This is a genomic window from Collinsella sp. TF12-2AT, assembly GCF_003436735.1.
GTDB lineage: Bacteria > Actinomycetota > Coriobacteriia > Coriobacteriales > Coriobacteriaceae > Collinsella.
This window is the reverse complement of the sequence record NZ_QSQK01000016.1, coordinates 1-24669: the sequence shown is the minus strand read 5'-3', so window position 1 is coordinate 24669 and position 24669 is coordinate 1. Positions and strand designations below refer to the sequence as shown.

General features: G+C 58.5%; 25 protein-coding genes. 16 read left to right on the top strand and 9 right to left on the bottom strand.

What is annotated here, in order from left to right; genetic code table 11:
- Positions 1-57 precede the first annotated feature (57 nt).
- Positions 58-972 carry a ketopantoate reductase family protein gene (locus DXD24_RS09295; RefSeq protein ID WP_233502382.1) on the bottom strand — a complete coding sequence of 305 codons (915 nt, stop codon included), beginning with the start codon at positions 970-972 and terminating at the stop codon, positions 58-60.
- Positions 973-1089: 117 nt separating this feature from the next.
- Positions 1090-1860 carry a cyclase family protein gene (locus tag DXD24_RS09290; protein ID WP_117646577.1) on the bottom strand — a complete coding sequence of 257 codons (771 nt, stop codon included), beginning with the start codon at positions 1858-1860 and terminating at the stop codon, positions 1090-1092.
- Between the two features lie 163 nt (positions 1861-2023).
- On the opposite strand from DXD24_RS09290, the gene DXD24_RS09285 reads away from it, so the two are divergent.
- The 5 genes from DXD24_RS09285 (at position 2024) to DXD24_RS09265 (ending at position 7427) form a co-directional block, all read left to right on the top strand.
- Positions 2024-3214 (top strand): aldo/keto reductase, encoded by a 1191-nt coding sequence (locus DXD24_RS09285; RefSeq protein ID WP_117646576.1) that lies wholly within the window; start codon positions 2024-2026, stop codon positions 3212-3214.
- 95 nt (positions 3215-3309) lie between these two features.
- Positions 3310-4176 (top strand): deoxyribonuclease IV, encoded by an 867-nt coding sequence (locus tag DXD24_RS09280; protein ID WP_117646575.1) that lies wholly within the window; start codon positions 3310-3312, stop codon positions 4174-4176.
- A 147-nt stretch (positions 4177-4323) separates the two neighbouring features.
- Positions 4324-5184 carry an ABC transporter substrate-binding protein gene (locus DXD24_RS09275; protein WP_117583895.1) on the top strand — a complete coding sequence of 287 codons (861 nt, stop codon included), beginning with the start codon at positions 4324-4326 and terminating at the stop codon, positions 5182-5184.
- A 140-nt stretch (positions 5185-5324) separates the two neighbouring features.
- Complete coding sequence (locus DXD24_RS09270; RefSeq protein WP_233502381.1) at positions 5325-6662, top strand: ABC transporter permease subunit; 1338 nt, start codon at positions 5325-5327, stop codon at positions 6660-6662.
- A gap of 12 nt (positions 6663-6674) precedes the next feature.
- Positions 6675-7427, top strand: coding sequence for an amino acid ABC transporter ATP-binding protein (locus DXD24_RS09265; RefSeq protein WP_055251428.1), 753 nt, complete (start codon positions 6675-6677; stop codon positions 7425-7427).
- 116 nt (positions 7428-7543) lie between these two features.
- Here the strand turns inward: DXD24_RS09265 and DXD24_RS09260 are convergent, their stop codons facing one another.
- Positions 7544-7963: a flavodoxin gene (locus tag DXD24_RS09260; RefSeq protein ID WP_117646574.1), complete on the bottom strand. Its 420-nt coding sequence runs from the start codon at positions 7961-7963 to the stop codon at positions 7544-7546.
- Positions 7964-8009: 46 nt separating this feature from the next.
- Positions 8010-8714: a DUF3793 family protein gene (locus tag DXD24_RS09255; RefSeq protein ID WP_117646573.1), complete on the bottom strand. Its 705-nt coding sequence runs from the start codon at positions 8712-8714 to the stop codon at positions 8010-8012.
- A gap of 174 nt (positions 8715-8888) precedes the next feature.
- Between DXD24_RS09255 and DXD24_RS09250 the strand changes: the two genes are divergently transcribed.
- A complete protein-coding gene (locus DXD24_RS09250; protein WP_117583897.1) occupies positions 8889-9272 on the top strand; it encodes a heavy-metal-associated domain-containing protein in 384 nt (127 codons plus the stop codon).
- A 26-nt stretch (positions 9273-9298) separates the two neighbouring features.
- Here DXD24_RS09250 and DXD24_RS09245 read toward each other — a convergent pair whose 3' ends face one another.
- Positions 9299-9724, bottom strand: a complete 426-nt coding sequence (locus tag DXD24_RS09245; RefSeq protein ID WP_233502380.1) for a hypothetical protein — start codon at positions 9722-9724, stop codon at positions 9299-9301.
- A complete protein-coding gene (locus tag DXD24_RS09240; protein WP_117646571.1) occupies positions 9717-11222 on the bottom strand; it encodes a DNA repair protein in 1506 nt (501 codons plus the stop codon). The genes DXD24_RS09245 and DXD24_RS09240 overlap by 8 nt, the downstream gene beginning before the upstream one ends.
- 223 nt (positions 11223-11445) lie before the next feature.
- Between DXD24_RS09240 and DXD24_RS09235 the strand changes: the two genes are divergently transcribed.
- The 5 genes from DXD24_RS09235 (at position 11446) to DXD24_RS09215 (ending at position 16591) form a co-directional block, all read left to right on the top strand.
- Positions 11446-11970, top strand: a complete 525-nt coding sequence (locus DXD24_RS09235) for an iron-containing alcohol dehydrogenase (protein ID WP_158550178.1) — start codon at positions 11446-11448, stop codon at positions 11968-11970.
- Between the two features lie 199 nt (positions 11971-12169).
- Complete coding sequence (pgi, locus tag DXD24_RS09230) at positions 12170-13864, top strand: glucose-6-phosphate isomerase (RefSeq protein ID WP_117564424.1); 1695 nt, start codon at positions 12170-12172, stop codon at positions 13862-13864.
- A 236-nt stretch (positions 13865-14100) separates the two neighbouring features.
- Entirely contained in the window at positions 14101-14943 is an 843-nt protein-coding gene (locus tag DXD24_RS09225; protein ID WP_199407912.1) for a Cof-type HAD-IIB family hydrolase, read from the top strand.
- Positions 14944-15007: 64 nt separating this feature from the next.
- A complete protein-coding gene (locus tag DXD24_RS09220; RefSeq protein WP_370446256.1) occupies positions 15008-15667 on the top strand; it encodes an HAD family hydrolase in 660 nt (219 codons plus the stop codon).
- Positions 15668-15727: 60 nt separating this feature from the next.
- On the top strand, positions 15728-16591 hold the full coding sequence (locus tag DXD24_RS09215) for a PfkB family carbohydrate kinase (RefSeq protein ID WP_117564422.1): 864 nt from the start codon (positions 15728-15730) through the stop codon (positions 16589-16591).
- 279 nt (positions 16592-16870) lie between these two features.
- Here the strand turns inward: DXD24_RS09215 and DXD24_RS09210 are convergent, their stop codons facing one another.
- A complete protein-coding gene (locus tag DXD24_RS09210; protein ID WP_117564421.1) occupies positions 16871-17653 on the bottom strand; it encodes a TatD family hydrolase in 783 nt (260 codons plus the stop codon).
- A 14-nt stretch (positions 17654-17667) separates the two neighbouring features.
- Positions 17668-18465: a ThiF family adenylyltransferase gene (locus DXD24_RS09205; protein ID WP_117564420.1), complete on the bottom strand. Its 798-nt coding sequence runs from the start codon at positions 18463-18465 to the stop codon at positions 17668-17670.
- A gap of 179 nt (positions 18466-18644) precedes the next feature.
- Between DXD24_RS09205 and DXD24_RS09200 the strand changes: the two genes are divergently transcribed.
- From DXD24_RS09200 to DXD24_RS10045, 5 genes are all read left to right on the top strand, one after another.
- Positions 18645-18923, top strand: a complete 279-nt coding sequence (locus DXD24_RS09200; RefSeq protein WP_022094448.1) for an autorepressor SdpR family transcription factor — start codon at positions 18645-18647, stop codon at positions 18921-18923.
- Positions 18916-19620: an SdpI family protein gene (locus tag DXD24_RS09195; protein ID WP_117646568.1), complete on the top strand. Its 705-nt coding sequence runs from the start codon at positions 18916-18918 to the stop codon at positions 19618-19620. The genes DXD24_RS09200 and DXD24_RS09195 overlap by 8 nt, the downstream gene beginning before the upstream one ends.
- A gap of 184 nt (positions 19621-19804) precedes the next feature.
- Entirely contained in the window at positions 19805-21484 is a 1680-nt protein-coding gene (ettA, locus tag DXD24_RS09190) for an energy-dependent translational throttle protein EttA (RefSeq protein WP_117646567.1), read from the top strand.
- Between the two features lie 279 nt (positions 21485-21763).
- On the top strand, positions 21764-22891 hold the full coding sequence (locus DXD24_RS10050; protein ID WP_147324150.1) for a hypothetical protein: 1128 nt from the start codon (positions 21764-21766) through the stop codon (positions 22889-22891).
- A gap of 31 nt (positions 22892-22922) precedes the next feature.
- Positions 22923-23261 carry a hypothetical protein gene (locus DXD24_RS10045; RefSeq protein WP_147326362.1) on the top strand — a complete coding sequence of 113 codons (339 nt, stop codon included), beginning with the start codon at positions 22923-22925 and terminating at the stop codon, positions 23259-23261.
- A gap of 54 nt (positions 23262-23315) precedes the next feature.
- Here DXD24_RS10045 and DXD24_RS09180 read toward each other — a convergent pair whose 3' ends face one another.
- On the bottom strand, positions 23316-24623 hold the full coding sequence (locus tag DXD24_RS09180; protein ID WP_117648318.1) for a hypothetical protein: 1308 nt from the start codon (positions 24621-24623) through the stop codon (positions 23316-23318).
- Positions 24624-24669 lie beyond the last annotated feature (46 nt).

Below are 24669 nucleotides of genomic sequence, written 5' to 3'. Positions count from 1 at the left end.
GGAGTGCCCTTTGCGGCGGTTTTTGCTATTGAGACTGTTGGATGCGGTGCGGCGGCGTTACCAGCTGGCCTCGATTTCGCGGATGCGCGAATAGAGCCATTCGTTTTGCGGCACCTGGATACCGTGCTTGGCCGCGAGGCGGCAGATGGTACCCGCAAATTCCTCGACCTCGGTTCTGCGTTGAGCGATGCGGTCTTGCGCCATCGAGGGCATGCCGGCGGGATCGAGCCCTTTTATGAGACGCACCATCTGCGTTAGGTCTGCCTCGGTGAGCTCGATGCCCTCGGCATTGGCGACTGCAAGCGTCTCGCGCATGGCGGAGACAAAACTGCGGAGCTGCTCGGAGCCCTGCTCCGTAGCGCTTCCGTAGGTGCCGCCGTAGGCCATACAGGTCTGGTTGATGCCGTCGTTGAGCATGAGTTTGGCCCACATGCGATGTGCGATGTCGTGCTCGACGGTATGGGCGATGCCGCAACGCGTGTAGAGCTCGTCGATGGCGATAACGGTTGCGGGGTCGGTGCCCGCTGCCGCACCAAAGCGGATCTCGCCGGCATTGGTATAGGTGAGCTCCCCGTTGAGGAATACGGCGTCCATGCCCTGGCAGATACCAAGGACGGTGTGCTCCCAGCCAAAGCGCTCGGCAATCTTCTGCTCGCTCGTGATGCCGTTGCACAGCGACGCGATCAGCGTGTCGGGTCCCACGACGCTTTCCAGGGTTTTGAGCGCCACATCGAGCCCGGTTGTCTTGACCGTGAGGATGACCAGGTCGACGGGCGTCGCCTCGCTCGCGCGGACGGACTTGAGCGCGCAGGGCTTGCCGTTGACGGTGAGCGCATCACCCGCGTGGCGCTCAAAGCGCGCGTCGTCCATAACGTATTCGACGGCGTCGTTGCCGAGCGCTTGGGTGATCATGCTGCCGTAGAGCAGGCCCACGCCGCCCTTGCCGATGAAGGCGACCTTGTTGATCTGCATGTGAATCATCTCCCCATAAAAAGGCGCCCGCGTATGGGGCGCCTGATGGATTGTATGCCGCCGGGCCATGTCGCGTGCACCGGATGGCCGTATTTAGAAGAACAAACGCATGGGAACTTATGACGCGGGGCAGACCGCAAAGACACGTGCGGGATATCCGACGCCATCACGCACCTTGGGGAAGGTGCAGAAGATGACGGCGCCCGTGGCGGGAAGCTCGTCTAGATGGTCCATGACCTCGATCTGATAGCGGTCGACCGAGAGGATGTACTGTTCGCCGGGGTAGGGGTAGGCGTCCTCGCGCGTGGTCACGCTCGCCGGGTCGGTGTCAGCCGGCTCGTGGCCGATGGCGCCGATGTCGCGCTCTTCAACGAGCCACTTGATGGCGCCGAGGTCCCAGCCGGGGTAGTGGGGCTGGCCGTCCTCGTCCTTGTTCTCGAGGTCGGCGAGCTTGGACCAGTCGGAGCGGAAGGCGACGAAAGCGTCCTCGGGAATGCGACCGTGCTCATCCTCCCAGGCTTTGAGGTCCTCGATGGTCAGGATAAAGTCGGGATTCGCGGCGCACTCCTCATGCTTGTCGATCACGCAGAGCGGATGCATAAACTCGATGGGTTCAATCTCTCCAAGGGAACGACCCTCGACATGGAAGTGGCGCGGCGCGTCGACGTGGGTGCCGTACTGCGAGGCGACCGAATACTGGAAGCAACGCATGGGCGCGAGCATGTCCTCGGGCGTGCCGGGCAGGTAGTCGAAGAGCTTGGTGGACTCAAATGGCTTAAAGCCAAACCAGTGCGGGGTGTCGCATGAGAGCGTGTGGGTGAGGTCGACCCAGCGATAATCGTTGCTTTTGAGCTGGGAGGCGAGGTTCCAAAGGTCGAGCGCGGGCATGGGCGGCTCCTTTCATCGGGCTTTTTGCTGATGTTAAAGCGGTGCCGTGACAGCTCGATTTCTGCTGCGTTACGATACGTTCTCGATTGCGATTCCACGATGTTTCGGCCGCGTGACCATTGTGTTTCGCCTTGCCGGGGCGCTGATGGCGAAAGGAGGGGCCGTGCAATATCGCGTTGACCCCAAAAGTGGTAACCGAATATCCGCTCTGGGTCTGGGCTGCATGAGATTTCCCGGTGCGCCGGGACACCCCGATGCGAAGACAGCCGATGCCATCATTTCCCGTGCGGTGGAGCAGGGGATTAATTATCTGGATACCGCGTATCTCTATCCCGGTAACGAGGTGTGCGTGGGCGCCTCACTTGAGCGCTTGGGGCTGCGCGACCGGGTGTTGCTGGCGACTAAGTTGCCGCACGCTTCGTGCAAGTGCGCGGAGGATTTCGACCGGTTTTTCGACGAACAACTGCGCCGCCTGCGGACCGATCATATCGACTATTACCTTATGCACAACATTACCTCGCCCGCCCAGTGGGAACGCGTGGTGGCGTTGGGTATCGAGGACTGGATTGCGCACCAAAATGCTGCGGGGCGTATTCGCCAGATAGGTTTTTCGTATCACGGCAGTGCGGCGGACTTCCTGACGATGCTCGACGCGTATGACTGGGATTTTTGCCAGATTCAGTACAACTACGCTGGAGAGCGCTACCAAGCGGGAGCGGCGGGACTTATAGCAGCCGCCGAGCGCGGGCTCGCGGTGTTTGTGATGGAACCGCTTTTGGGCGGACGCCTGGCGGGCAAGCTGCCTCCGCGGGCCCGCGCCGTGCTCGATGACGCCCGTGACCCGCATTTGCGCACTCCTGCCGCCTGGGGACTTTCGTGGGTGTGGAACCATCCTCAGGTCACGATGCTGCTTTCGGGCATGACCGATACCGCACAGGTGGACGAGAACGCGGCATTGGCGGATCGCGCACTTCCGAATTCGATGACGACAGAGCAGCTCGACACCATCGCACGTGTGCTGGGAGAGTTTGAGAAATCGAATCGCGTGCCCTGTACGGGGTGCGGCTACTGCATGCCGTGCCCCAAGGGCATCAATATTCCCGGCTGCTTTGGCGCCTACAACGCGAGCTACGCGCATAGTTGGTTTACGGGGCTGTCTCAGTACTTTACGGCGAGTGCGGTGCGAACGAACGAGCCCAAGCTGGCGAGCAATTGCGTCAAGTGCGGCAAATGCGCACGTCACTGCCCGCAGCACATCGATATTCCCGAGCGTCTCGACGATGTGCGCCGACGTTTCCAGCCTGGCCCCGTAACGGCTGCGCTTAAAGCCTTTTGCAAAACGCGCTCCTCATGACCCTTTTATAACTTGCGGTGGAATACGGTCTGTTTGCGCCAAAATAAGGCACCAATAGACCGTATTTCACCGCAACTGATGAGGGGGAGCTGGAGATGCTAACGATTGGGTGTCATCTTTCGACGACGAAGGGCTATCGGGCAATGGGGGAGACGGCGCTGTCCATTGGCGCCAATACCTTTGCGTTCTTCACGCGCAACCCGCGCGGCGGCAAGGCGAAAGACCTTGATATGGATGATGTGGCGGCCCTGCGCGAGCTTATGGAGCAAAACGATTTTGGCCCGCTTGTGGCTCATGCTCCGTATACCTATAACCCCTGTTCGGCTAAAGAGCGGGCGCGCGAGTTCGCCTTGGAGGCAATGGCCGAGGACTTGCAGCGTCTGGAAGCACTGCCCGGCAACTACTACAACTTCCACCCCGGCGCGCATGTGGGGCAGGGCTCCGACGCCGGCATTCAGATGATCGTCGAAGCCCTGTGCCAGGTGATGTTTGAGGGCCAGCAGACGACGGTGCTGCTCGAGACCATGGCGGGAAAGGGTACCGAGGTGGGCCGTAGCTTTGAAGAGCTGGCGCGCATTATCGAGGGTGCTGCCGCCAGGCGTCCAGAGCTATCGGACAAGCTGGGCGTGTGTCTGGACACCTGCCATGTGAGCGATGCCGGCTACGACATCATCCATGATCTGGACGGCGTTCTCGACGAGTTCGACCGCGTGGTGGGTATCGACCGCTTGCGTGCCGTACACATCAACGATTCGAAGAACCCCTGTGGTGCCCATAAAGATCGTCACGAGTGCATCGGCAAGGGATACCTTGGCAGCGAGGAGTTTGGCGGCGGTATGCAGGTTATGCAGAATATTGTATCGAACGGCCGCTTGCGCGCATTGCCATTCATTTTGGAGACACCGAACGAACTTGCAGGTTATGCGGCTGAAATCAAACTGTTAAGGTCGTTGCAGCAGTAATGACTGTCATAAAGTGGAGTGTTCCATTCACGTTATGGGTTTGTTTCAATCAGTTTTCTAATTGCGGATTCTTCCAAACGGGCGCATAATATCCAACAGTTTTTGCAGACCTCTGAATCAAACGGGGTCACCGGAAGGAGACTGATTATGAAGCTGAAGAAGCTTGGCGCATTTGCCGCCACGGGTGCCATGGCACTCGCTCTTGCACTGACGGGTTGCGGCTCGTCCAACGCCACCTCTGGTTCCGATGCCGGTTCCAGCAGCTCTGACGACGCGAAGGTCGAGAAGGTCGATGGCTCCAAGGAGTACGCGCTCGTCAAGGACGGTACGCTGACCGTCGGCACCTCTGCCGAGTACGCTCCGTTTGAGTACAAGGACGACAACGGCGACTACCAGGGCTTTGACCTTGAGCTCATCAAGGCTATCGGCGACAAGCTGGGCCTGGATGTCGAGTATGTCAACAATGACTTTGACACGCTGGTTCCGGGCGTCGCTTCGGGCGCCAAGTATGACGTTTCCATCGCGGCTATCACCGACACGCCCGAGCGTGAGAAGGAAGTCACTTTCTCTGATTCCTACTACATGGACGATCAGGCTATCGTGACCAAGGTCGATAACACCGACATCACGGCCGACAACTACAGCGAGAAGCTCAACAACGCCGACGCTACCATCATCGTCCAGTCTGGCTCGACCGCCGAGGCCTTTGCCCAGGAGAACTTCCCCAAGGCCAAGATTGTTCCCTACAAGGACGCCACCGAGTGCTTCAGCGCCCTGCAGTCCGATAAGGGTGACGCCGTGGTGACCAACCGCTCCGTCGCCAGCCAGCTGACCGCCGAGCAGTTCAACACCTGCCAGACCATCAAGCAGATCAGCACCGGCGAGGAGTACGCCATCGCCATCAACCAGGGCAACACTAAGCTCAAGGACGACGTCAACCAGGCCATCAAGGACCTGACCGATGACGGTACCGTTGACACCCTTATGGCTAAGTACAACATCAAGTAAAATAGCTACTTGATTGCACGCGGGCCCTTTCCGTTTTGGCGGAGAGGGCCTTTGCGTTTCTTGAATGGGCGTCATCCCGCCCCGTTATGTCGGCAACTTAAACGTTAGGAGCCACCTTGTCTCGATTGAACCAAGGAGCCATGGGCAAGAGCCATCCACTGCCCTCGATGCTCCAAAAGCTGGCCTGTGCCCTGGCTGTGGCGCTCGCCCTGGTATGCGCGGGGGCCTGCGTGCCCTCGACTGCTCAGGCACTTGAGACCACAAAGATCACCGCCCGACCCAATACCGGTTCGGGTAGCGACGTGGTCGGTGGCACCGAGACTCGTATCACCTGGGAGGTCCAGGCCGATGCCGATGAGGAGCTGAGCGGTCTTTCGCTGACGTTTGTCGATGGCACGACCTTTGGTGCGGACGACACACGTCTGACGATGCTCTCGGGCGATGACCTTATGGACCGTACGCCCATGAAGCCCACGTGCAAGGTCGATGGTCAGACGCTCAAGATCGATTTTGGTGAGACGGTGCCCGCCGGCGGTTATTTCCGTGTCGAGGTCTACGGCGTGACCTTCCCCGTCGAGGGCGGCGACGAGGCCTTTAGCGGCACCTACACTTTGGCCGATGGTTCGACCAAGAAGATCTCCAAGATTCCGTCGGTGGAGATCAAGGGCGTGACGGCATTCGATAACTTCCTGGCCGACCTTAAGGAGCAGCCGTGGGTCGAGGCATGGAATTCCAACATGTTCCTGCGCCTGTTCCTGAACCCGGTCATTTTGGTCCAGAGCCTGCCGATCGTCTTCAAAGGCTTCCTCATGTCGCTCTCGATCGTGCTCGTGGCGTTTCCGCTGGCAATTCCCTTTGGTTTCGCCCTGTCGCTCATGCGCATCTCCAAGTCGCGCATCCTGCGTTGCCTTGCCGGTATCTATGTGAATATCATTCGTGGTACGCCGGCGTTCCTGCAGATCTACATCGCGTTCTTTGGCCTGCCGCTGGCCGGCGTCAAGGTTGACGACTATGTGCTGGGCGTCATCGTCATGGCCATGAACTCGTCCGCCTACCTGTGCGAGATCTTCCGTGCCGGTATTCAGTCGATCCCCAAGGGCCAGAACGAGGCTGCGCGCTCGCTGGGCATGAACGCCTTCCAGACACTGCTCTACGTTATGATTCCGCAGACGTTCCGCAATGTTCTGCCAACGTTGACCAGTGAGTTCATCCTGCTTTACAAGGATACGTCGCTGCTCGCGGCCGTGGGCGTGGTCGAGATCGTCATGAACGCCCGCACCATCGTGGCCACGACGGGCTCTATTACACCGTACGTGGTTGCCGCCCTGTTCTATCTGGTCATCACCCTGCCGCTCGCTCGCTTGGTGAGCGGCCTTGAGGCGAGGCTTTTGGGCACGGCCGAAACTAAGAAGAAGCGTCCCGCCAAGAGCGCCGGACAGGTCGTCGCGACGCCCGCCGATCACATCGCCGGTCTGTAAGGAGGTCCTATCATGAGCGAAACCAATAACTCGAACGAGGTCGTCGTCAGCATCAAGAACCTCCAGAAGGCCTTTGGCGATAACGTGGTCCTGCGCGATATCGATCTGGATGTGCACAAGGGCGAGGTCGTCGTAGTTCTGGGTCCCTCGGGCTCGGGTAAGTCGACGATGCTTCGCTGCATCAACCGTCTTGAGCATCCCACGAGTGGCTCGATTGTCGTTGAGGGTGTGGACGTGTGCGCCAAGGGCGTCGATCTTAACAAGGTGCGCACGCATCTGGGTATGGTGTTCCAGCAGTTCAATTTGTTCCCGCACCTCTCAGTCAAAAAGAACGTCATGCTCGCGCAGCAGAAGGTGCTCAAGCGCAGCAAGGAAGAGGCCGAGAAGATTGCCGTCGAGGAGCTGACCAAGGTCGGTCTTGCCGAGCGTATCGACTTTATGCCGAGCCAGCTCTCGGGCGGTCAGCAGCAGCGCGTTGCCATCGCCCGCGCCCTGTCGATGAACCCGCACGTCATGCTCTTTGACGAGGCCACCTCGGCGCTCGACCCCGAGCTCGTGCGCGACGTCCTGGGTGTCATGCGCGACCTGGCACGCGACGGCATGACCATGATCGTCGTGACGCACGAGATGGGCTTTGCCCGCGATGTCGCCGACCGCGTCGTCTTTATGGACGGCGGCGTCATTGTGGAAGAGGGTACGCCGAGCGAGGTCTTCGACCACCCCAAGAGCGAGCGCACCAAGGCGTTCTTGGGAAATATCTCGTAGCCGGTTGATGTAACTGCCGTTACAAAAGAGCGGGGGCTGGACTTGAATCCAGCCCCCGCTCTTTTGTAGGGATGGGGATGCGCTGTGATACAGGCTCTTTTGGAGGCCTGGTTTCGTTACGCGAGCTCGGCTCCGAGGGCCTTGCAGGCCGCCTCGCCCTCATCGTCGGGCGCATCGTAGCAAATGACGGAGTCCACGACGTTGACGCCGGCCTCGTCGGCGTCGGCCTTCCAGTTGTCCATCCACTCGCCCTCGGCCCACGAATAGGAGCCAAAGAGGACGACCTTCTTGTCGCCGAGGGTCTCCTTGACCTCGTCCCACATAGGCTGAAACTCGTCATACTCAAGCTCCTCGGAGCCCATGGCGGGGCAGCCGAAGGCGAAGGCATCATATTCGGCGGCCTTGTCGGCAGAGAAGTCGGCGCAGGGGATGACCTCAATCTCGGCCCCCGCGGACGTGGCGCCTTCGGCGACGAGGTTTGCCATGGCCTCGGTATTGCCCGTGCCGCTCCAGTAGACGACGGCGATCTTGCTCATGTTGAGTCCTTTCAGTTGTGCGGCAGGTTGCCGCGGCTTCTATGTTCTATCGGGTTGCCTGGGCAAGTTGCGCCAAGCTGCAGCCCTGCTGATAGACAAAGGTGAGGTATTGAGTGCAAGCGCGGTAGGCGTCAAACATCGCAAGCGCTTGCTCGACATTCGTGTAGACCTTCCAAGCTCCAAAGACCTTGTAGTTCTCGCCGCGCTGGACGATAAACTCGTGCACGTCGTCGTAGGGATATCCAAGGAAGTAGCCTATTTCGTGCGGAAACTCGCAGGTGCAGTCTTTGCTGCAGCTAGCTTGCTGGGGTAGTGCGCATCGAGTCTGGCTGCAGGCGCATTCCGCGACGTTATTGCTCGCGAGCGTGATGCGTGATGCCAAATGCACAAGGCATGCCGAAAGGTCTCTCGTGTCGTAGCCTTCCGAGGTGAGCGCCGTTTGGACGCGAGGGTCTGCGAAATAGGTGGTGAGGCTTTTGGCTCGGTACGCGTACACGAGCGCTCCGCAGGGCCGCCAGACCAAAACACTCAGGTGGATGCCGAGCGGGTCAAGCTCGCGATTGCACTGGGCGATAACGTTGAGCAGGCGTGCTCGGCGTTCTGCAATGGTTTCGGTTGTGGTCGAGCCGTCCCCGTGGGCGTAGGTGCCTGGATAGGTAAAGAGCGATGCCGGCTTGATGCCCGCGAGCGTGGGAGAGCAGTTGCGCACGACTGCCGCCTGAAACGTTGGGATGTCTATGGTTCGAGTCACGGCGCTCCTTACGGATCTAAACTGTTAGCCTAGGAAAACTTATACACGAAAGTAAGCCATGGTCAACAAAAAAGTTTGAAGATGGAAACTAATTGACCGAACAGACATGATTTTGGGTTAAGATTGGGGCACCCCATGGGGGTATCTAGATAGTGCTACTTGAAAGGGGAGCGCATGAGTGACTTGCTCAACCCTGCGAATCTCATCGTGCTGGCCGTCATTGCCGTCGGCATGTTTTTTGGACTGCGTCGCATTGCCGCTTCGACACACGGGAAGAGTTGCTGCAGCGATGGTACGAGCGGCAAGAAGGCCAAAAAGGTTGTTGTGGTGGATACCGATGCGTCACACTATCCCTATAGCGATGAGCTGCTCATCGGCGGCATGAACTGTGACGGCTGCGCTCAGAACGTAGCCAATGCCCTCAATGCGCTGGATGGCGTGTGGGCAACGGTGACGTATGCGGACCACACGGCACGCGTGCGCTCTAAGCAGCCGGTTGATCGTGGTGTCCTCGAGACGGCCGTGAAAGACGCGGGCTACTACGTCATGACTCTGTAAGCGCCGCCCTGGATGCGCTTCCTTGGCTAGGCTCGTCCGCGCAGTTCGATGTCTTGGATGTCGTCGAAGTCGATGGCGATGTCTCGGAGTTTGAGGAGCTTGAAGGCGGGGAGCGCCTCGTCGAGGATGCCGGTGCGGCTGCGATAGCCGTATGTATCGTAATAGGTGACACGAATCAAGTCGCCACGTTTGAGACCCTCGAGCTTTTTAGAAAGCGCGAGGGCTTTTTCTTCCGTGAGCTCACGTTTTGGCTCGACGGTGATTTCCTGCTTGCGCACGAGTTCGTAGTATCCCGTGAGGGCGGCAAAGGGCATAAACTGCGCGGCACGGCCGGCACGGACGGCGCCGTTAGCGGTGAGCTTGGGGTCGGCGGAGCGACGTCTTCCCTCGGGGTCCGCTAGGCGTTCAAAAGGTGTCGGTGGCCGCATCGGCTGCTGTTGGGGCTTAGGCACGGTGCCCTCCTACCTGATCGTTGCGTTCGCGCGCGGTGGCGCCGGCGGTAAAGCTTAATCCCTTGACGAGCGCGTTCTTGCCGTACTTGCCTTTCACGGCCAGGACGGCGCGCGCCAGGTCGCGCTCGCGCTCATCGGCCTCGATATCGCTGAACAGATCGATGGTGGCAAATTCTTCGGGTACCAGATTGCCAAATCCCAGGTTGATGCGCTTGACCGGTCGTTTGGGATTGACAGTCTGCGCCCAGAGCTCATCGAAATAGCCCATGATCTTCTTAAATGAATTGGTGCGCTCGGGCAGTTTTCGCGAGGCGTTGGAGTGCGCGAAGAGTGCGGCATAGCCACCGCGCGGTTTGCCGCCGTGTTCCCCCACAAAGATGCCGTCGATTGCCTGCGCCTCGCGCACCAAGCGGTGCCGTTCGTCATCGCGTTGGACGGGCTTGGGCGCACGGGGCGCGAGTTCGGGGCCGGCGGTTGCGGTGGGTTCGATACTCGACGTGCTCGAGCGTAGGTGTCCGCATCCGTCCACATATTGCGCTGTACCGCTGGCGTCGAGGCGGCGTATGTCGGCTCGCTCGCTCGCGTAGCCCACGAAGAGCGAGATGCTGTCACACACCACGTGCTTATCGATCAAGTCCAGTACGGCGTTGTCGACCATCTCGCGTAAGACGGTGTAGGCCTGCTCGTAGGCATAGCCCTTCGAGAGCACCTGTCCTGTGGTGGTCGAGGTCGCTTGCGGGCGATAGGCTTGGATATCGGCGATGGTTGTCGGCTCGCGCCCGAAGGCGTGGTCGATGAGATATTCGGCATTGACGCCGAGTTCGTCGTAGAGCAGGTTCTCGTCGAGTGCGGCGACGCCCATCAGGTCGTAGACGCCGTATTTCTCGAGACGGGCCGCCACGCCGGGGCCGATGCCCCAGATGTCGGTGATGGGGCGATGGGGCCAGATCTCCTTGCGAAAGGTCCCGTCGTCGAGTATGCCGATGCGGCTGGGTACGTGCTTGGCGGTAATGTCGAGCGCTACCTTGGCCTGGAATAGGTTGGGGCCGATGCCGACCGTCGCCGTGATGCCGGTGCGCGCCAAGACCTCGTCGCGCAGCGTGCAGGCGAACCCTTCCGCATCGGTGTGATAGAGGTCCAGATAGGGCGTCACGTCGATAAAGCATTCGTCGATGGAGTAGACGTGAATGTCTTGCGGACTCACGTATTCCAGATAGATGCCGTAGATTTTCGCCGACACCTCCATGTAGTGCTGCATGCGCGGTATGGCCTTGATGTAGCCGATGCCGTCGGGAATCTCGAACAGACGGCAGCGGTTGTGTATCCCGAGGTCTTTCATGGCCTGCGTGATGGCGAGGCAGATGGTCGTGCGTCCGCGCGATTCGTCGGCAACGACCAGGTTGGTGGTGAGCGGATCGAGCCCACGATCGACGCACTCGACGCTGGCATAAAACGTCTTGAGGTCGATGCAGATGTAGGTGTGCTGCTCGTGCTCCATCCGAGCCTCCCATCAAACACATGTTCTTATTGAATACCTGTTCGATAATACCTGCTCGACCGGACACCGTCAAAACCTGTCCCTATTTGGCAGGTATGGTCGTGCGGTTGCATCGGGTTTTTAACGCAGCCCTAAAGAGCGCGAAACAGCTCGGAAAAGCTCGCTTCGTAGCATGAGGCTAACGATTGATACCACCATAAAGCACGGAAGGGTTGTGGGGATAATGGTCAACTATGGGTTTGGTATGCCGACGCGCTTGGTTGCGGATGGGGATGTGGCTCGCTGGTGCGGGCGATTGGTTGCCCACTATGGCGGCACCAAGGCACTGGTCGTGCTGGGAGGCGACAAGCACACGCGTGATGAGCTCGTTTCGGCGGCGCTGGGCTCGCTCGATCGCGCCCTGCTCGAGCGCGTGCTTTTCCGCTGCGGCTCGGTTGAAGGCGACGGAGGAGACGAGCTGATCGACGAAGCCGTGGCCCTGGCGACCGACGAAGGCGTGGACTTTGTCTTGGCGATTGGCGATGCCGATACTGCCGGCTTTGCGCGCGAGCTCGCCCGTCGCATGGCGGCGTTCGATGTCGGCGAAGACGGTTTTGTCCCTTATGGATGTATCGTCTCGGAGGGCAAGGTGCCTGCCGTCGTGGGGGCCGGCGAGGTTCCCGTTTTTGCCATCATCGCGCCCGAACTGCTGGAGGGCATCGGGTCTCCTCTGCGTGAGTTGCTCGGTAGCGTCTGCGCTGCGGCCTAATATTTGGCATAAAGGGATAGGTTATTTTTGATTGGTAAAGCGTTTGACCTGCCAAATTAAACCTGTCCCTTTTTGGTCGGTTGCCGTTTGGGGGCCGATTGGCAACGCTCGCTGATTATAGTCTTGACCTGCGCTAGAATAGTGGCATCTGAATGTCCGGGCGCATGGAGGCGTGCGCCCGTATGCTGAGGAGGACTCTATGGCAACTGTTGCCGCACCTATCGATGCTACGTCGACTGCCGCTTGGAAGGCGCTCGAGGCCCATCAGGAGAAGCTCGAGGCCGAGGGTATCGACCTCAAGGCCTGGTTCGCCGCCGATGCCGAGCGCGTGAACAAGCTGAGCTTTGACGCCGGTGACCTGCACTTCGACCTGTCCAAGAACCTGGTGACTGATGAGACCGTCAAGCTGCTGTGCGATCTTGCCCGCGAGGTGAAGCTCGAGGAGCGCCGCGACGCCATGTTCTCCGGCGAGCACATCAACACCACCGAGGACCGCGCCGTCCTGCACACCGCGCTGCGCCGCCCGGCAAGCGAGAAGGGCCAGCTCATCGTCGACGGCCAGGACGTCGTCGCCGACGTGCACGAGGTTCTCGACCGCATGTATGCCTTCGCCGAGCGCGTGCGCTCCGGTGAGTGGAAGGGTGTTACCGGCAAAAAGATCGAGCACCTGGTGTCCATCGGCATCGGCGGCTCCGATCTGGGCCCGGTCATGGCCTACGAGGCCCTGCGTCCCTACGCCGACGCCGGTATTGACTGCCGCTACATCTCCAACATCGACCCCAACGATCAGGCAGAGAAGCTCAAGGGTCTCGATCCCGAGACCACGCTCGTGATCATCGTCTCTAAGACCTTCACCACGCTCGAGACCCTCACCAACGCTCGTGAGGTCAAGACCTGGATGCTCGAGCAGCTCAAGGCTCAGGGTGCCATCGACGGCTCCGATGAGCAGAACGCCGAGGCCGTGGCCAAGCACTTTGTCGCCGTTTCCACCGCACTCGAGAAGGTCGAGGCCTTCGGCATCGACCCCGCCAACGCCTTCGGTTTTTGGAACTGGGTCGGCGGCCGCTATTCCGTCGACTCCGCCGTGGGTCTGTCGCTGATCGTCGTGCTCGGCCCCGAGCGCTTCCAGCAGTTCCTCGAGGGCTTCCACGCCATCGACGAGTACTTCTGCAACACGCCGCTCGAGAACAACGCCGTCGCGCTGATGGGTCTGCTCAACGTCTGGTACGTCAACTTCTTCGGTTCCAAGAGCCACGCCGTGCTGCCGTACTGCCAGTACCTGCATCGTTTCCCGGCCTACCTGCAGCAGCTCACCATGGAGTCCAACGGCAAGCATGTCCGCTGGGACGGCAGCGCCGTGACCTCCGACACCGGTGAGATCTTCTGGGGCGAGCCCGGCACCAACGGCCAGCACGCCTTCTACCAGCTGCTGCACCAGGGCACCGTGGTGGTTCCGGCCGATTTCATCGCCTTCGCCAATACCGCCAACCCTGCGACCGACAGCGGCCAGGACGTGCACGAGCTGTTCCTGGGCAACTTCCTGGCCCAGACCAAGGCACTCGCCTTTGGCAAGACAGCCGACGAGGTTCGTGCCGAGGGCACGCCCGAACAGATCGTCCCGGCTCGTTGCTTTGAGGGCAACCGCCCGACGACCTCGATCTTCGGTGACACGCTGACCCCGTTCGCGCTTGGCGAGCTCATCGCCCTGTACGAGCACATTACGTTTGTCGAGGGCACGGTCTGGGGCATCGACTCCTACGACCAGTGGGGCGTCGAGCTGGGCAAGCAGCTTGCCAAGCAGATCACCCCGGCCTTCCACGACGACGCCGCCAAGGCCGAGCAGGACGCTTCGACCCAGGCGCTCATCGAGTTCTATCGCGCTCATCGCAAGTAGTCTTTACGGCTGAGTTGGCTTATGGCTGAAAGGGGCCCGTATCCGTTGGGATACGGGCCCCTTGCTATTTGGATAGGATGGAATGTATCGGGAGGCGCCTCGACGGGCATCGCAATCGTCGAAGGCGCGCCGTTCATGTTTGGGACAATATGACATTTTTCCCGTTGCAAACAGCGCCGCCGTGGGTGTTCTGTATGATGGCTCAGACAAGGTTGTTCAATGACAGGGAGGCATATATGGCAATCAAAGCCATCGCAATGGATATCGACGGTACGCTCACCAACGACCAAAAGGTCATCAGCCCGCGTACGCGCGAGAAGCTGCTCGCGACGCAGGAGTCGGGCATTAAGCTCATCTTGGCTTCGGGCCGTCCCGCATGGGGGTTGCACGCCTTGGCGCAGGAGCTCGACCTTCAAAACCATGACGGTCTGCTAGTTGCCTTTAATGGCGCGCATGTGGTCGACGCTCAGACCGATGAGGTCCTTTTTGACCAGGCCATGCCGGCTGACGAGCTGCACCGTCTGATTGATCATCTGCGCAATTTCGACGTGATCCCTATGATTTCGCTCGGTCGCGATTTGCACGTCGAGGACTCGTACCATTGCATGATCACGCTGCCTGACGGCTCGCAGAAAAACATCGTCAAATACGAGCGCGATGCCTGCGACCTTAAGATCCGCGAGGTCGAGAGCTTGCATGAGGTCGTGGACACTTATCCCGTAGACAAGCTGCTGACGGCAGGCAACCCGGCCTACCTGCAAGCGCATTACGAGGAGATGTATGCGCCCTTTAAGCAGACGCTTTCGGGCATGTTTACGGCCGACTGGTACTTTGAGTACACGGCGCCCGGTATCGACAAGGCCCGTGCGCTTGAGGGTGCCCTGCTCAAGCTCGGCATCGATGCCAGCGAGGTCGTCTCGTTTGGCGACGGCCAGAACGACAAGTCCATGATTGAGTGGGCCGGCACCGGTGTTGCCATGGGCAACGCCGTCGATGAGGTTAAGGCAGTTGCCCAGATGGTAACCGCCAATAACAACGAAGACGGTATTGCAGTGGCGCTGGATAAGCTGCTGGGTTAGAATCGCCGATTAATGCATGGTTTGGGCGCCTGCTTGCGGGCGCCCTTTTGTTAGGGAGGGTGCCGTGTCCGCATTTCCGTTCGACGCCGTTATCTTTGACATGGACGGTGTCATTGTCGATACCGAGTATTACTACCTGGGCGAGACTGCCGCGTTTGCCAAGGAGCTTGGGCTTAACCTGACTCAAGAGGAGTTGAATGGGCAAGTCGGTACCTCGCATCAGTTCTTCCTGCATATGCTGGTCGATTGGTTTGAGCGCGCCGGTAAGGGGCATTTCACTGGCGAGGAAGCGTTGGCCCGTTGGGACGAGTGGGCGCATAAGCGTCCGCGCGACTATCAGGCTTTGATTAACCCAGGCGCCGTGGATACGATTCGAGAGCTGCCACGCCGTGGCGTTCGCGTGGCGCTTGCCAGCTCGTCTCCCATGGGTAGCATCGAGGAAGTGCTCAACGCGTGCGGGCTGTCGGATGCCTTTGAGTATGTGGTGAGCGGCGAGCAGTTTAAGGAGAGTAAGCCCGAGCCCGACATCTACCTGCATGCGCTGGACCTGCTGGGGCTGCCCGCGAATCGCTGCTGCTGCGTTGAGGATTCCGTTCCGGGCATTACCGCAGGTAAGCGCGCCGGTCTGACGGTAATCGCCAAGCGCGAGGAGCGCTTTGGATTTAGCCAAGATGCTGCGGATAAGATTATCGACCAGCTGCCCGATTTGTTGGAACTCGCGTAGGGCCGGGGTGGTACGGCGGCTATTACAGCGATCTCGTTGGGACGAGAGGGGAGCGGCACTATGACATTCAACGTTAGCGCTCTTGGGTTTGGCGATAACGTCGTCGATCGTTACGAGCATATCCACACTATGTATCCGGGTGGCAATGCGGTGAACTTTGCCGTGTATGCCAGGAAATGCGGAGCCGCGCGCTCCGCGTATATGGGCATCTTTGGAAACGACGCCGCGGCTGAGCATATCATCGCGAGCCTTGAGGACGAGAGCGTCGAGCTCGCCAAATGTAAACAACTCATCGGCGAGAACGGTGCGGCTCGTGTTACCGTGGTCGATGGTGACCGCGTGTTTCTGGGGTCGAACGAGGGCGGCATCCGTGGTGATGCGCGCTATGTGCTCGATCGCTTTGACCTTGCGTATATGAAGCAGTTCGACGTGGTTCATTCGGGCAACTATTGCTTTACCGAGCGCGAGCTGCCCAAGTTGAAGGCAGCGGGCGTCACGGTCTCTTTTGACTTTTCGGACGATTCCACCGACGAGTACTACGAGCAAATTGCGCCCTACGTCGATTTTGCTTTCTTTAGTGCGGCGGATGCCGCGGGTGAGGACGAGACTCGCGAGCGTCTGGCATGGGTGCAGGGCTTGGGTCCGCGTTTTGTATCGGCCACGGCTGGCGCTGAGGGCTGCATTGCCTACGACGGCGAGCGTTACTATCGGCAGCATGCCAAGCCTGTGGCAGATATGAAGGACACCATGGGGGCGGGCGACTCGTTCCTGACCTCGTTCCTGATGTGCTATCTCGATTCTGCCAAGCGTGGCGAGGATGGCGCTGAGGCCATCGAGCGCGCGCTCGACTTTGCGGCGGGGTTTGCCTCGACTGTATGCGGCATGGAAGGCTCCTGGGGCCATGGAGCGCCGATTTCCGAATAGGTGAGCAGTCCCGGGAAGTCGAATTGTTGTCTTCTCGGGACCCTGTGGGCAAAAAATGCCAAATATGAGTACTGTCACTAATTTAGTAACAGGGAAATTATGCTTTTAAGGCCCTGGTTGAGCGCCTGGGGGCGATTATAACCTGTTAAATATGGCTTTAGCCATGCTAAAACGCCTTGATAATGAACAGCTGTACATTATCAAGGCGTTCTTTTGTCACAATATAATGCTACTAGCTTTGCAGCAGTACTCATATTTGGCGTTTTTTGCCCACCGGGGTCAGTTGAAGTCAAATATGGAGTGCGAATTTCCTAAAACGGTTGATTCGACGCTCTCCTCGGCGCAGTTTTTAAGTTCGGCGATGTGCAGGGAGGCGCTTTTTAGCGATGTGATGAGCTGTCGCGCGCTTGCATCTGCTTGCGGTTCGGCTGGAGCGTCGGTTTCGAGCAGCAGACGGTCGAGTGGGATCTGTCGGGCGTATTCACGACCGCGCTTGGTAGCGAGCATCCGCTCGTTCACGGAAAAATAGCAGCCTGCGTTTCGCGCACGGACGAACTCGTTCGAGGTGCCGCTAAACCAGTGAAAGATGATGGCGGGGGAGTTGGGGCTTGGGGTGAGTAATCCATATGACTCAAGGACGTCCAGTACGGTTCCTGCCGAACGAACAGCGTGAATTGATATCACGCGCCCGGCGAGAGGGTACTGCACGAGTGCATCGCAGAGACGGTCAAGTGCCTGTATTTGAAGCGGTTCGCTTCCGGCAAAGCGCGCGGAAAAGTCGAGTCCTACCTCGCCGATATAGCGTTCTTGGTCAGCAACTTCGCAAAGCAGATTGACTTCGGCAGGACCGCAGCGGCCGTCGGCGAGCCACCAGGGATGGAGGCCGGCGCCCGCGATAATGTTTGGGTATCGGCTGGCCCGCTTTTTTGCTGCCGCGAAGTCGCGTGGGTCGACCCCGCAGTCAAAGAGCCCCAGACCCAACGCCGCCGACTCACTGGCTGCAGCATCGGGGCTGAGCATCAAATCAAGATGACAATGCGTGTCAAAGAATCGCGGTTCCATCGCAAGGCATCCTGCTAGTCCAAGCGCTGACCATCGGCGCGCACACGCTCGGTGCCGCGCCCGCTGATCTGGCGGATAACCTCGCCGGCAATCATCTGACCCATGATGGGCGGCATAAAGCTGGCGGTACCCAACTCGGTACGCTCGTGGATGTTGGACGGGTCGCGGGGTTGGGTTTTAACCGATTCCTCACAGCTAAACAGCACGTGCAGGCTCTTGATTCCGCGCTTCTTACATTCTTTGCGCATAATGCGGCTCATGGGGTCACGTACCGTATCGAAGATGTCGGCAAAGCGGAGGCACTCGGGATGGAGCTTGTTGGCCCCGCCCATGGAACTGACCAAACGAATGTCGTGGTCCTGAGCATATTTGGCAATGGTGAGCTTGGCCGAGATGGTGTCGATGGCGTCGACGACGTAGTCGAGCTTGCCGCCCGTCTGCTCAAAAACGCTCGTAAAGAACTCGTCGATATTGTCGCTCAGCAGATATTCAGTTCGCTTGATGGCGGTGGTGGCGGGATTGATGTCGTGGATCATGGCTTCCATAACATCGACCTTGCGCTTGCCGACGGTGCTGTGAAAGGCGATGGCCTGGCGATTGATATTGCTGGGCGCGATGATGTCCTTGTCCAGAATCACAAAATGCCCGATGCCGCCGCGGGCAAGTGCCTCGCAGCAGTTAGAGCCCACGCCTCCGCAGCCGAGTATCAGCACCGTGGCGTTGGCGAGCTTGTCGAGTGCCTCGCGGCCCATGATGATCTCGAGCTTGGTATCGCGTGTCTCGTTGGGAGTTGCGGCTGCGGTTTCGGTCATAGACATCCTCCGATGGGGAAGCGAATCGTGTTTTAGCTATCGCCATTATAGGTAATCGCCCATAGGTTGCGATGGCGCTTACTTTGATGTGGTTTGAAGCATTTCGATTAGATAGTTAGACAAACATCTAAATATCGAGTATAGTGTGCGCGTTATGAGAGATGGTGAGAGGAGGTCTTATGCCGGGAGAGGGTTTTAAAGCGCTGGCCGATCCTACACGACGGCGCATTTTAGAACTGCTGCGCGAGGGCAATTGCACGGCAGGGGAGCTTGCCGAGCATTTTGACATCAGCAAGCCATCATTGAGCCATCACTTGGCGACGCTCAAAAACGCCGGGTTGGTGACTGACGAACGTCATGGCCAAAACATCGTTTACAGCTTAAACACCACCGTCATGCAGGACTTGATCGGTTGGTTTATGGGCTTTACAAACACTGAAGGTGATAAGGATGAATAACGAAAACAAAGGCATTCATTCCACGGGGGTATCGTCGCGCGTGTGGATTGCGCTGGTCGCTCTATGCGTCGCCAATGTCGCAGCGCATCTGATAGTGATGCCGAGCTTGCCTGCGCAGATTCCCACGCACTGGGGCGCGAACGGCGCTGTCGACGGTTGGGGTCCTAGCTGGATGGCCTCCGCGCTCGGCGTGCTGCCTCTGGCGCTTCTCGCAATGTTCTGCGTGGTGCCGCGCATCGATCCCAAAGGTGAGGCATATCGAACCTCGGGTAAGTTCTATCAGGGCTTCGTAATTGCCTTCACCTTGTTCATGTGCGCCATAAGCTGGCTGGGAGAGCTTACGGTCTGGGGCGTGGTGCCGGCGGTCGGTTCGGTCAACGTGCTGATTTCCGGTGCTGTCGGTTTGCTGTTCATCGGCGTAGGCAACTACTTGCCGCGTGTGAAGCAGAACTATACGCTCGGTATCAAGACGCCCTGGGCGCTTGCCGATCCCGAGAACTGGCGCCGTACGCAGCGCTTTGGCGGTGCCTGCTTTATGGTGCTGGGTGTTGGCCTGATTGTGATGGGCGTGGCGGGCAGCGTGCTTTCGAGTGAAGTCGTCGCCGCGGTGATTGCGGCTCTGGCGTTTGGTTCGGCCGGAGCTGCCTACGCCTATTCGTATCTGCTGTGGCGTAAATCGCAGCGAGCCGTTCGCTAAGGTTGCGGAAAACTAGCGTACGCAGTTCATAGTATGTTCCGGGGGACTTTTCCCAGGTAGTATTAGGGGGTGTGGGCAACCATGCCCCTTTTTCGTTAAGTTTCAGAGCTGGTTTTCTCATTTCGTTTCCACTAAAGCGAATCAAGAATAGGGAAACAGCAGGTAGAAAGGATAGGACAGACATATGGCGGAGTTTATCTACCAGATGTATCAGGCTCGCAAGGCCCATGGCGACAAGGTAATCCTTGACGACGTGACCCTGAGCTTCTACCCCGGTGCCAAGATCGGCGTCGTGGGTCCCAACGGCATGGGCAAGTCGACCCTGCTCAAGATCATGGCCGGCATTGAGGAGGTCTCCAACGGCGATGCCAGGCTCACCCCCGGCTACACCGTGGGTATCCTGCAGCAGGAGCCGCCGCTCGACGACGACAAGACTGTCATCGAGAACGTGCGCATGGCGTTTGGCGATATGATCGCCAAGGTCGATCGCTTCAATAAGATCGGCGAGGAGATGTGCGACCCGGATTGCGACATGGACGCCCTTATGGCCGAGATGGGCAAGCTCCAGGACGAGATCGATGCCGCCGACGGCTGGGATATCGATTCCAAGCTCGGCCAGGCCATGGACGCCCTGCAGCTGCCCGATTCCGACATGCCGGTCAACGTGCTCTCTGGCGGCGAGCGCCGTCGCGTGGCCCTGTGCAAGCTGCTGCTCGAGGCTCCCGACCTGCTGCTGCTCGACGAGCCCACGAACCACCTGGACGCCGAGTCGATCCTGTGGCTCGAGCACTTCCTGCACAACTACCAGGGCGCGGTGCTTGCCGTCACACACGATCGCTACTTCCTGGATAACGTTGCCGAGTGGATCTGCGAGGTCGACCGCGGTCACCTTTATCCCTACAAGGGCAATTACTCCACGTATCTGGAGACCAAGGCCGCGCGTATCGAGGCCCAGGGCAACCGTGACGCCAAGCTCGCCAAGCGCATGGAGGCCGAGCTCGAGTGGGTACGCAGCTCGCCCAAGGCTCGCCAGGCCAAGAACAAGGCCCGTCTGACTCGCTACGAGGAGATGGAGGCCGAGGCCCGCGCAAGCCAGAAGCTCGACTGGACCGACATCCGCATCCCTGTGGGCCCGCGTCTGGGCAACAAGGTGCTCGAGGCCCATCACCTGCACAAGGAGTTCGATGGCCGCGTGCTCATCGATGACCTTTCGTTCACCCTGCCGCGCAACGGCATTGTGGGCGTTATCGGCCCCAACGGTGTCGGTAAGACCACGCTGTTCAAGACGATTGTGGGCCTGGAGCCGCTGACTTCGGGCGAGCTCGAGGTGGGCGAGACCGTCAAGATTTCTTACGTCGACCAGAACCGTTCCGGCATCGACCCCGACAAGAACCTGTGGGAGGTCGTCTCGGATGGCCTGGACCACATGATGGTCGGAGAGACCGAGGTTCCGAGCCGCGCTTATGTGGCGAGCTTTGGCTTTAAGGGCCAGGACCAGCAGAAGCGCGCTGGCGTACTCTCCGGTGGCGAGCGCAACCGTCTGAACTTGGCGCTTACGCTCAAGCAGGGCGGCAACCTGCTGCTCCTCGACGAGCCCACGAACGACCTCGACGTCGAGACGCTGTCCTCGCTCGAGGCGGCGCTGCTCGAGTTCCCGGGCTGCTCGGTGGTCATTAGCCACGACCGTATGTTCCTGGACCGCGTCGCCACGCACATTCTGGCGTGGGAGGGCACCGACGAGAATCCGGGCAACTGGTATTGGTTCGAGGGCAACTTCGAGGCCTATCAGGCCAACCGCATCGAGCGCCTGGGCGAGGACGCAGCCCAGCCGCATCGTATTCACCGCAAGCTCACGCGTGACTAGTAGCAAGTAGAAAGGCCGCCAGCAAGGGCGGCCTTTCTTGTAGCAATTGCACTGCAGCTATGCCCTGGCTGCTGGTTGATTCATAATCAAAGTCATCTCTTTGGGATTAAAGCCCGTTTTTGCTATGAGTGATTTTCTAATTCCGTTTAAAACGTAAAGACGTATTGGGTTACAAGGACATAAGCAAATCGAATTGAAATATAACCAGTGCTGTAACGTTACAAAAAAGGTTATAGAATAGGAGTATCTTATAAGTCGCTCCTCTAGAAAGAAGAACATATGCTTTCGCGTCGTCGTTTTCTGCAACTTGTCGCGTCTTCAATTGTCGCCTTAGCCGCACGTCCGAAAGAGGTTTTTGCTTCGACGGGCAATATTGATGGTGAGCAGATACAATTTACTTCAGAAATTGCGCAAGAGCTTGCCGATAAATATATAAAGGGACTCCTCGGCTCTTCGTATACGCCTTCTAACCCTATTCCTTTTGTAGACGTTGATGGGTCCCCGCTTGGCTACATTGTTCCGGTTGTGACATTCAATAGAGCCGCGGGCTATTTGGTTTTAGATGCTTCAGATGATGAAATACTTACGGGATATCGTTTTGGAGACGGCTTAGTCAGCCCTATGGATCGGGGAGGAGATCTTGGTGTTGAGTCTTATTCTTTCAATAACCCAGTCGTAATGATCAATCCATTCGAATTCGGTGTGCAATCTTTGGACGGTTCAATAACAACAAATTGCGGAAGAACAATCCCGGCTGTTTCCATAGAAGGACGGCCTGTCGTTTTATCGAATAAACCTTCAAGCTGGAACGATGTCGTAATTTACGCAACTCAAATGCAGGATTACACAGTATCTGGATTTCGTTCCATTTCTCAGTTTATGTCATATGATGAAAGCGAGATTAAGAGGCTTACTGCCCACTATGCTTGTATGGTGACCGCTTTTTCGAACGTTGCGGAACTGTATGGCATTGCCAATTTATATAGCGACCCTTCGCAATATATGCAGATATGGAATTACACCAATACCCATGCTCTTTCCGCTGAAGAACAGACTGTTCCCGGCGTTGTTTTGGGCGGAACGCCGATATCAACCTGTGCAACGGGGTTTACAAATTACTGCGCAAGCAGAGGAAGTGCTCTTATCGCCCGCACTGTCTCCTCTCCGGCTATCGCGAGCATTCAAAATGAGATTAACTCTAATAGACCGAATGTTTTACATGCGAGTTTGTACAACGGATCAGCCCATTCTGTAACAGCGGAGGCTTACGCCACACTTACTGGTAAGAAAACTGGAGAGACAAGGCAGATGATTGGCATAGCGGACGGCTGGAATTCATCTTTATCCTTCCTGAAGTATGATCAGAGCTATTATGCGTGGACTTATGGAACGACTTTTTCGAAGTAGGGCGATTCGTCTAGCTCTGTCTTTGGTGCTGATGGCTTCATTGGTGGGCTGTTCAACAAAGGAAGAGATATCGCGCGGAGGTTCCGGAGAAGTGACTGCGACAGACTCAGGTTCATTAGAAATAGCTGGCGGGCATGCCGATGTGATGTTACAAGGAAAAGGCGTGCTTAGGTCGAATGATGCTGAAGACGCTGTCTGCTCAATAGAGGATTTGAAGACAGGTGAAACTGCATCGTACCGAGTTTCAGATAATGCTGCGAATATGATTGAGTCGATACCGACCGGAGCGCAGGTTTCTTTTAGATACTTTGCTCCGCAACTTGAGGATGAGCTTGCTTCTCTGGTGTCTATATGCGCCGATGACAACTAAAAGGCCTGAATTCAAACGGCCTCGGATGGTCAATTGGCTATCCGAGGCCGTTTTTTACTCGACCGGGGCTTCGACCTTGTCGATGGCCCAGGTGGCTCCGAGGCCGCCGGTGGTGTTGCGGCGAATGCGTACGGTGACTTCGTGGCGTTTGCCGGCCTGTGTGTAGCGCAGGGGGAAGCTCGCGCGGTTACGGCCGGCCTCGATGGTACCGCGCTCGCGAGCGATCCAGTAGTACTCGCCGACGATGCCGAGGGTGTCAGCGCCGTAGGGGAGATAAGTCGACAGCTGGTGCAGCAGCGGGCTAGGGCAGAAGACCTCGGTCGCGAAATCGATGGGGAAGTCCCCGGGGATGGTCGGTGCTGCGGGAGCGGGGGCCGGTGCTGAATTGGGGACCGGAGTCGGTGCAGGTGTGGGAGCCTGGTCACAGGCGGGTGCGGATGCGGACTCAATGACAGGTGCAGACTCAGATGCCGCTTCTGGCTTAGCTATGGAATCTGTCGGTTCCACGGAGATGGACGTGTCTTCGGTCCCGGTTTTGGCATCGGCCTGCGGAGTGTCCTCTGCCTCGACGTTCGGCTTGGCCTCGACCGGCGTGGATACCATGGTGGTGATGCCGGCGTTGGCGTTCTCGGGGTCGTAGACAACCGTGAGCGAGATGGCAGGCTGGGGCGCCTCGGGCTCCGGTGTTGCCTCGGCAGCATCTTGATCCGCGAGCTCGTCGGACTGATTGTCCTCGGTGTTGTCGCCAAAGACATCGTGGTTCTGGAACACGGGCGCCTCGGGCTGGCCAGCCGCCTCTTCGGTTGTCGACTTGGATGCCTCGTTGAGCTCCACAGCGGCTTCCTGCTCTGGCATGACTTCGGGATCGGTCATGGCGGCGATTTCGGTTTCGGCTTCCGCTGCCACCTCAATAGCGACTTCGATCTCTATCTCGGGCTCGGGCTCCGGCACAGCTTCAACCGCGGCTTCTGGTTCGGGACGCTTAACGTGCTTGGGGCGCACAGCCTTGAGGTCCTTCTCACCGCGCTTTTTCTTTTTGTAGGACTGCTTAGCGCCCTTGGCGGTCTTGGGCTTGTCCTCGCCCTTGGCAAGGGCGGCATCCCAGGCCTCGTTGGCGATGACGGTGGCATACAGGCGACCGCCCTTAAAGACGGTCAGCTTAATGCAGTCGTCAAGCTCTTCGAGCAGCTCGCGCGTGGATTCGAAGCCCAGGTCATAAGCGGTCATGTCGCCAGCGGCGAGCGCCTCTTCGACCTGCGTCATAAACGTTTGCTTGCCGCATCCAATCGCATCGCGCAGCAGGCGATACAGATAGATGTGGTTGCCCAGTGAAAGCGTGGGCCTAACTATTGTCTTGCTCATGGTGACGCATAATTTCTTTCGCAAATTGACAACCGCATAGCGGAAC

Excerpts from the sequence above, each read along its gene's own strand:
- DXD24_RS09180 (WP_117648318.1), bottom strand. The coding sequence starts at position 24,623 with ATGAGCAAGACAATAGTTAGGCCCACGCTTTCACTGGGCAACCACATC.
- DXD24_RS09280 (WP_117646575.1), top strand. The coding sequence starts at position 3,310 with ATGCTAACGATTGGGTGTCATCTTTCGACGACGAAGGGCTATCGGGCA.
- pgi (WP_117564424.1), top strand. The coding sequence starts at position 12,170 with ATGGCAACTGTTGCCGCACCTATCGATGCTACGTCGACTGCCGCTTGG.
- ettA (WP_117646567.1), top strand. The coding sequence starts at position 19,805 with ATGGCGGAGTTTATCTACCAGATGTATCAGGCTCGCAAGGCCCATGGC.
- DXD24_RS10050 (WP_147324150.1), top strand. The coding sequence starts at position 21,764 with ATGCTTTCGCGTCGTCGTTTTCTGCAACTTGTCGCGTCTTCAATTGTC.
- DXD24_RS09250 (WP_117583897.1), top strand. The coding sequence starts at position 8,889 with ATGAGTGACTTGCTCAACCCTGCGAATCTCATCGTGCTGGCCGTCATT.
- DXD24_RS09240 (WP_117646571.1), bottom strand. The coding sequence starts at position 11,222 with ATGGAGCACGAGCAGCACACCTACATCTGCATCGACCTCAAGACGTTT.
- DXD24_RS09295 (WP_233502382.1), bottom strand. The coding sequence starts at position 972 with ATGCAGATCAACAAGGTCGCCTTCATCGGCAAGGGCGGCGTGGGCCTG.
- DXD24_RS09290 (WP_117646577.1), bottom strand. The coding sequence starts at position 1,860 with ATGCCCGCGCTCGACCTTTGGAACCTCGCCTCCCAGCTCAAAAGCAAC.
- DXD24_RS09235 (WP_158550178.1), top strand. The coding sequence starts at position 11,446 with ATGGTCAACTATGGGTTTGGTATGCCGACGCGCTTGGTTGCGGATGGG.
- DXD24_RS09270 (WP_233502381.1), top strand. The coding sequence starts at position 5,325 with ATGGGCAAGAGCCATCCACTGCCCTCGATGCTCCAAAAGCTGGCCTGT.
- DXD24_RS09215 (WP_117564422.1), top strand. The coding sequence starts at position 15,728 with ATGACATTCAACGTTAGCGCTCTTGGGTTTGGCGATAACGTCGTCGAT.
- DXD24_RS10045 (WP_147326362.1), top strand. The coding sequence starts at position 22,923 with ATGGCTTCATTGGTGGGCTGTTCAACAAAGGAAGAGATATCGCGCGGA.
- DXD24_RS09210 (WP_117564421.1), bottom strand. The coding sequence starts at position 17,653 with ATGGAACCGCGATTCTTTGACACGCATTGTCATCTTGATTTGATGCTC.
- DXD24_RS09260 (WP_117646574.1), bottom strand. The coding sequence starts at position 7,963 with ATGAGCAAGATCGCCGTCGTCTACTGGAGCGGCACGGGCAATACCGAG.
- DXD24_RS09195 (WP_117646568.1), top strand. The coding sequence starts at position 18,916 with ATGAATAACGAAAACAAAGGCATTCATTCCACGGGGGTATCGTCGCGC.
- DXD24_RS09200 (WP_022094448.1), top strand. The coding sequence starts at position 18,645 with ATGCCGGGAGAGGGTTTTAAAGCGCTGGCCGATCCTACACGACGGCGC.
- DXD24_RS09225 (WP_199407912.1), top strand. The coding sequence starts at position 14,101 with ATGGCAATCAAAGCCATCGCAATGGATATCGACGGTACGCTCACCAAC.
- DXD24_RS09205 (WP_117564420.1), bottom strand. The coding sequence starts at position 18,465 with ATGACCGAAACCGCAGCCGCAACTCCCAACGAGACACGCGATACCAAG.
- DXD24_RS09275 (WP_117583895.1), top strand. The coding sequence starts at position 4,324 with ATGAAGCTGAAGAAGCTTGGCGCATTTGCCGCCACGGGTGCCATGGCA.
- DXD24_RS09265 (WP_055251428.1), top strand. The coding sequence starts at position 6,675 with ATGAGCGAAACCAATAACTCGAACGAGGTCGTCGTCAGCATCAAGAAC.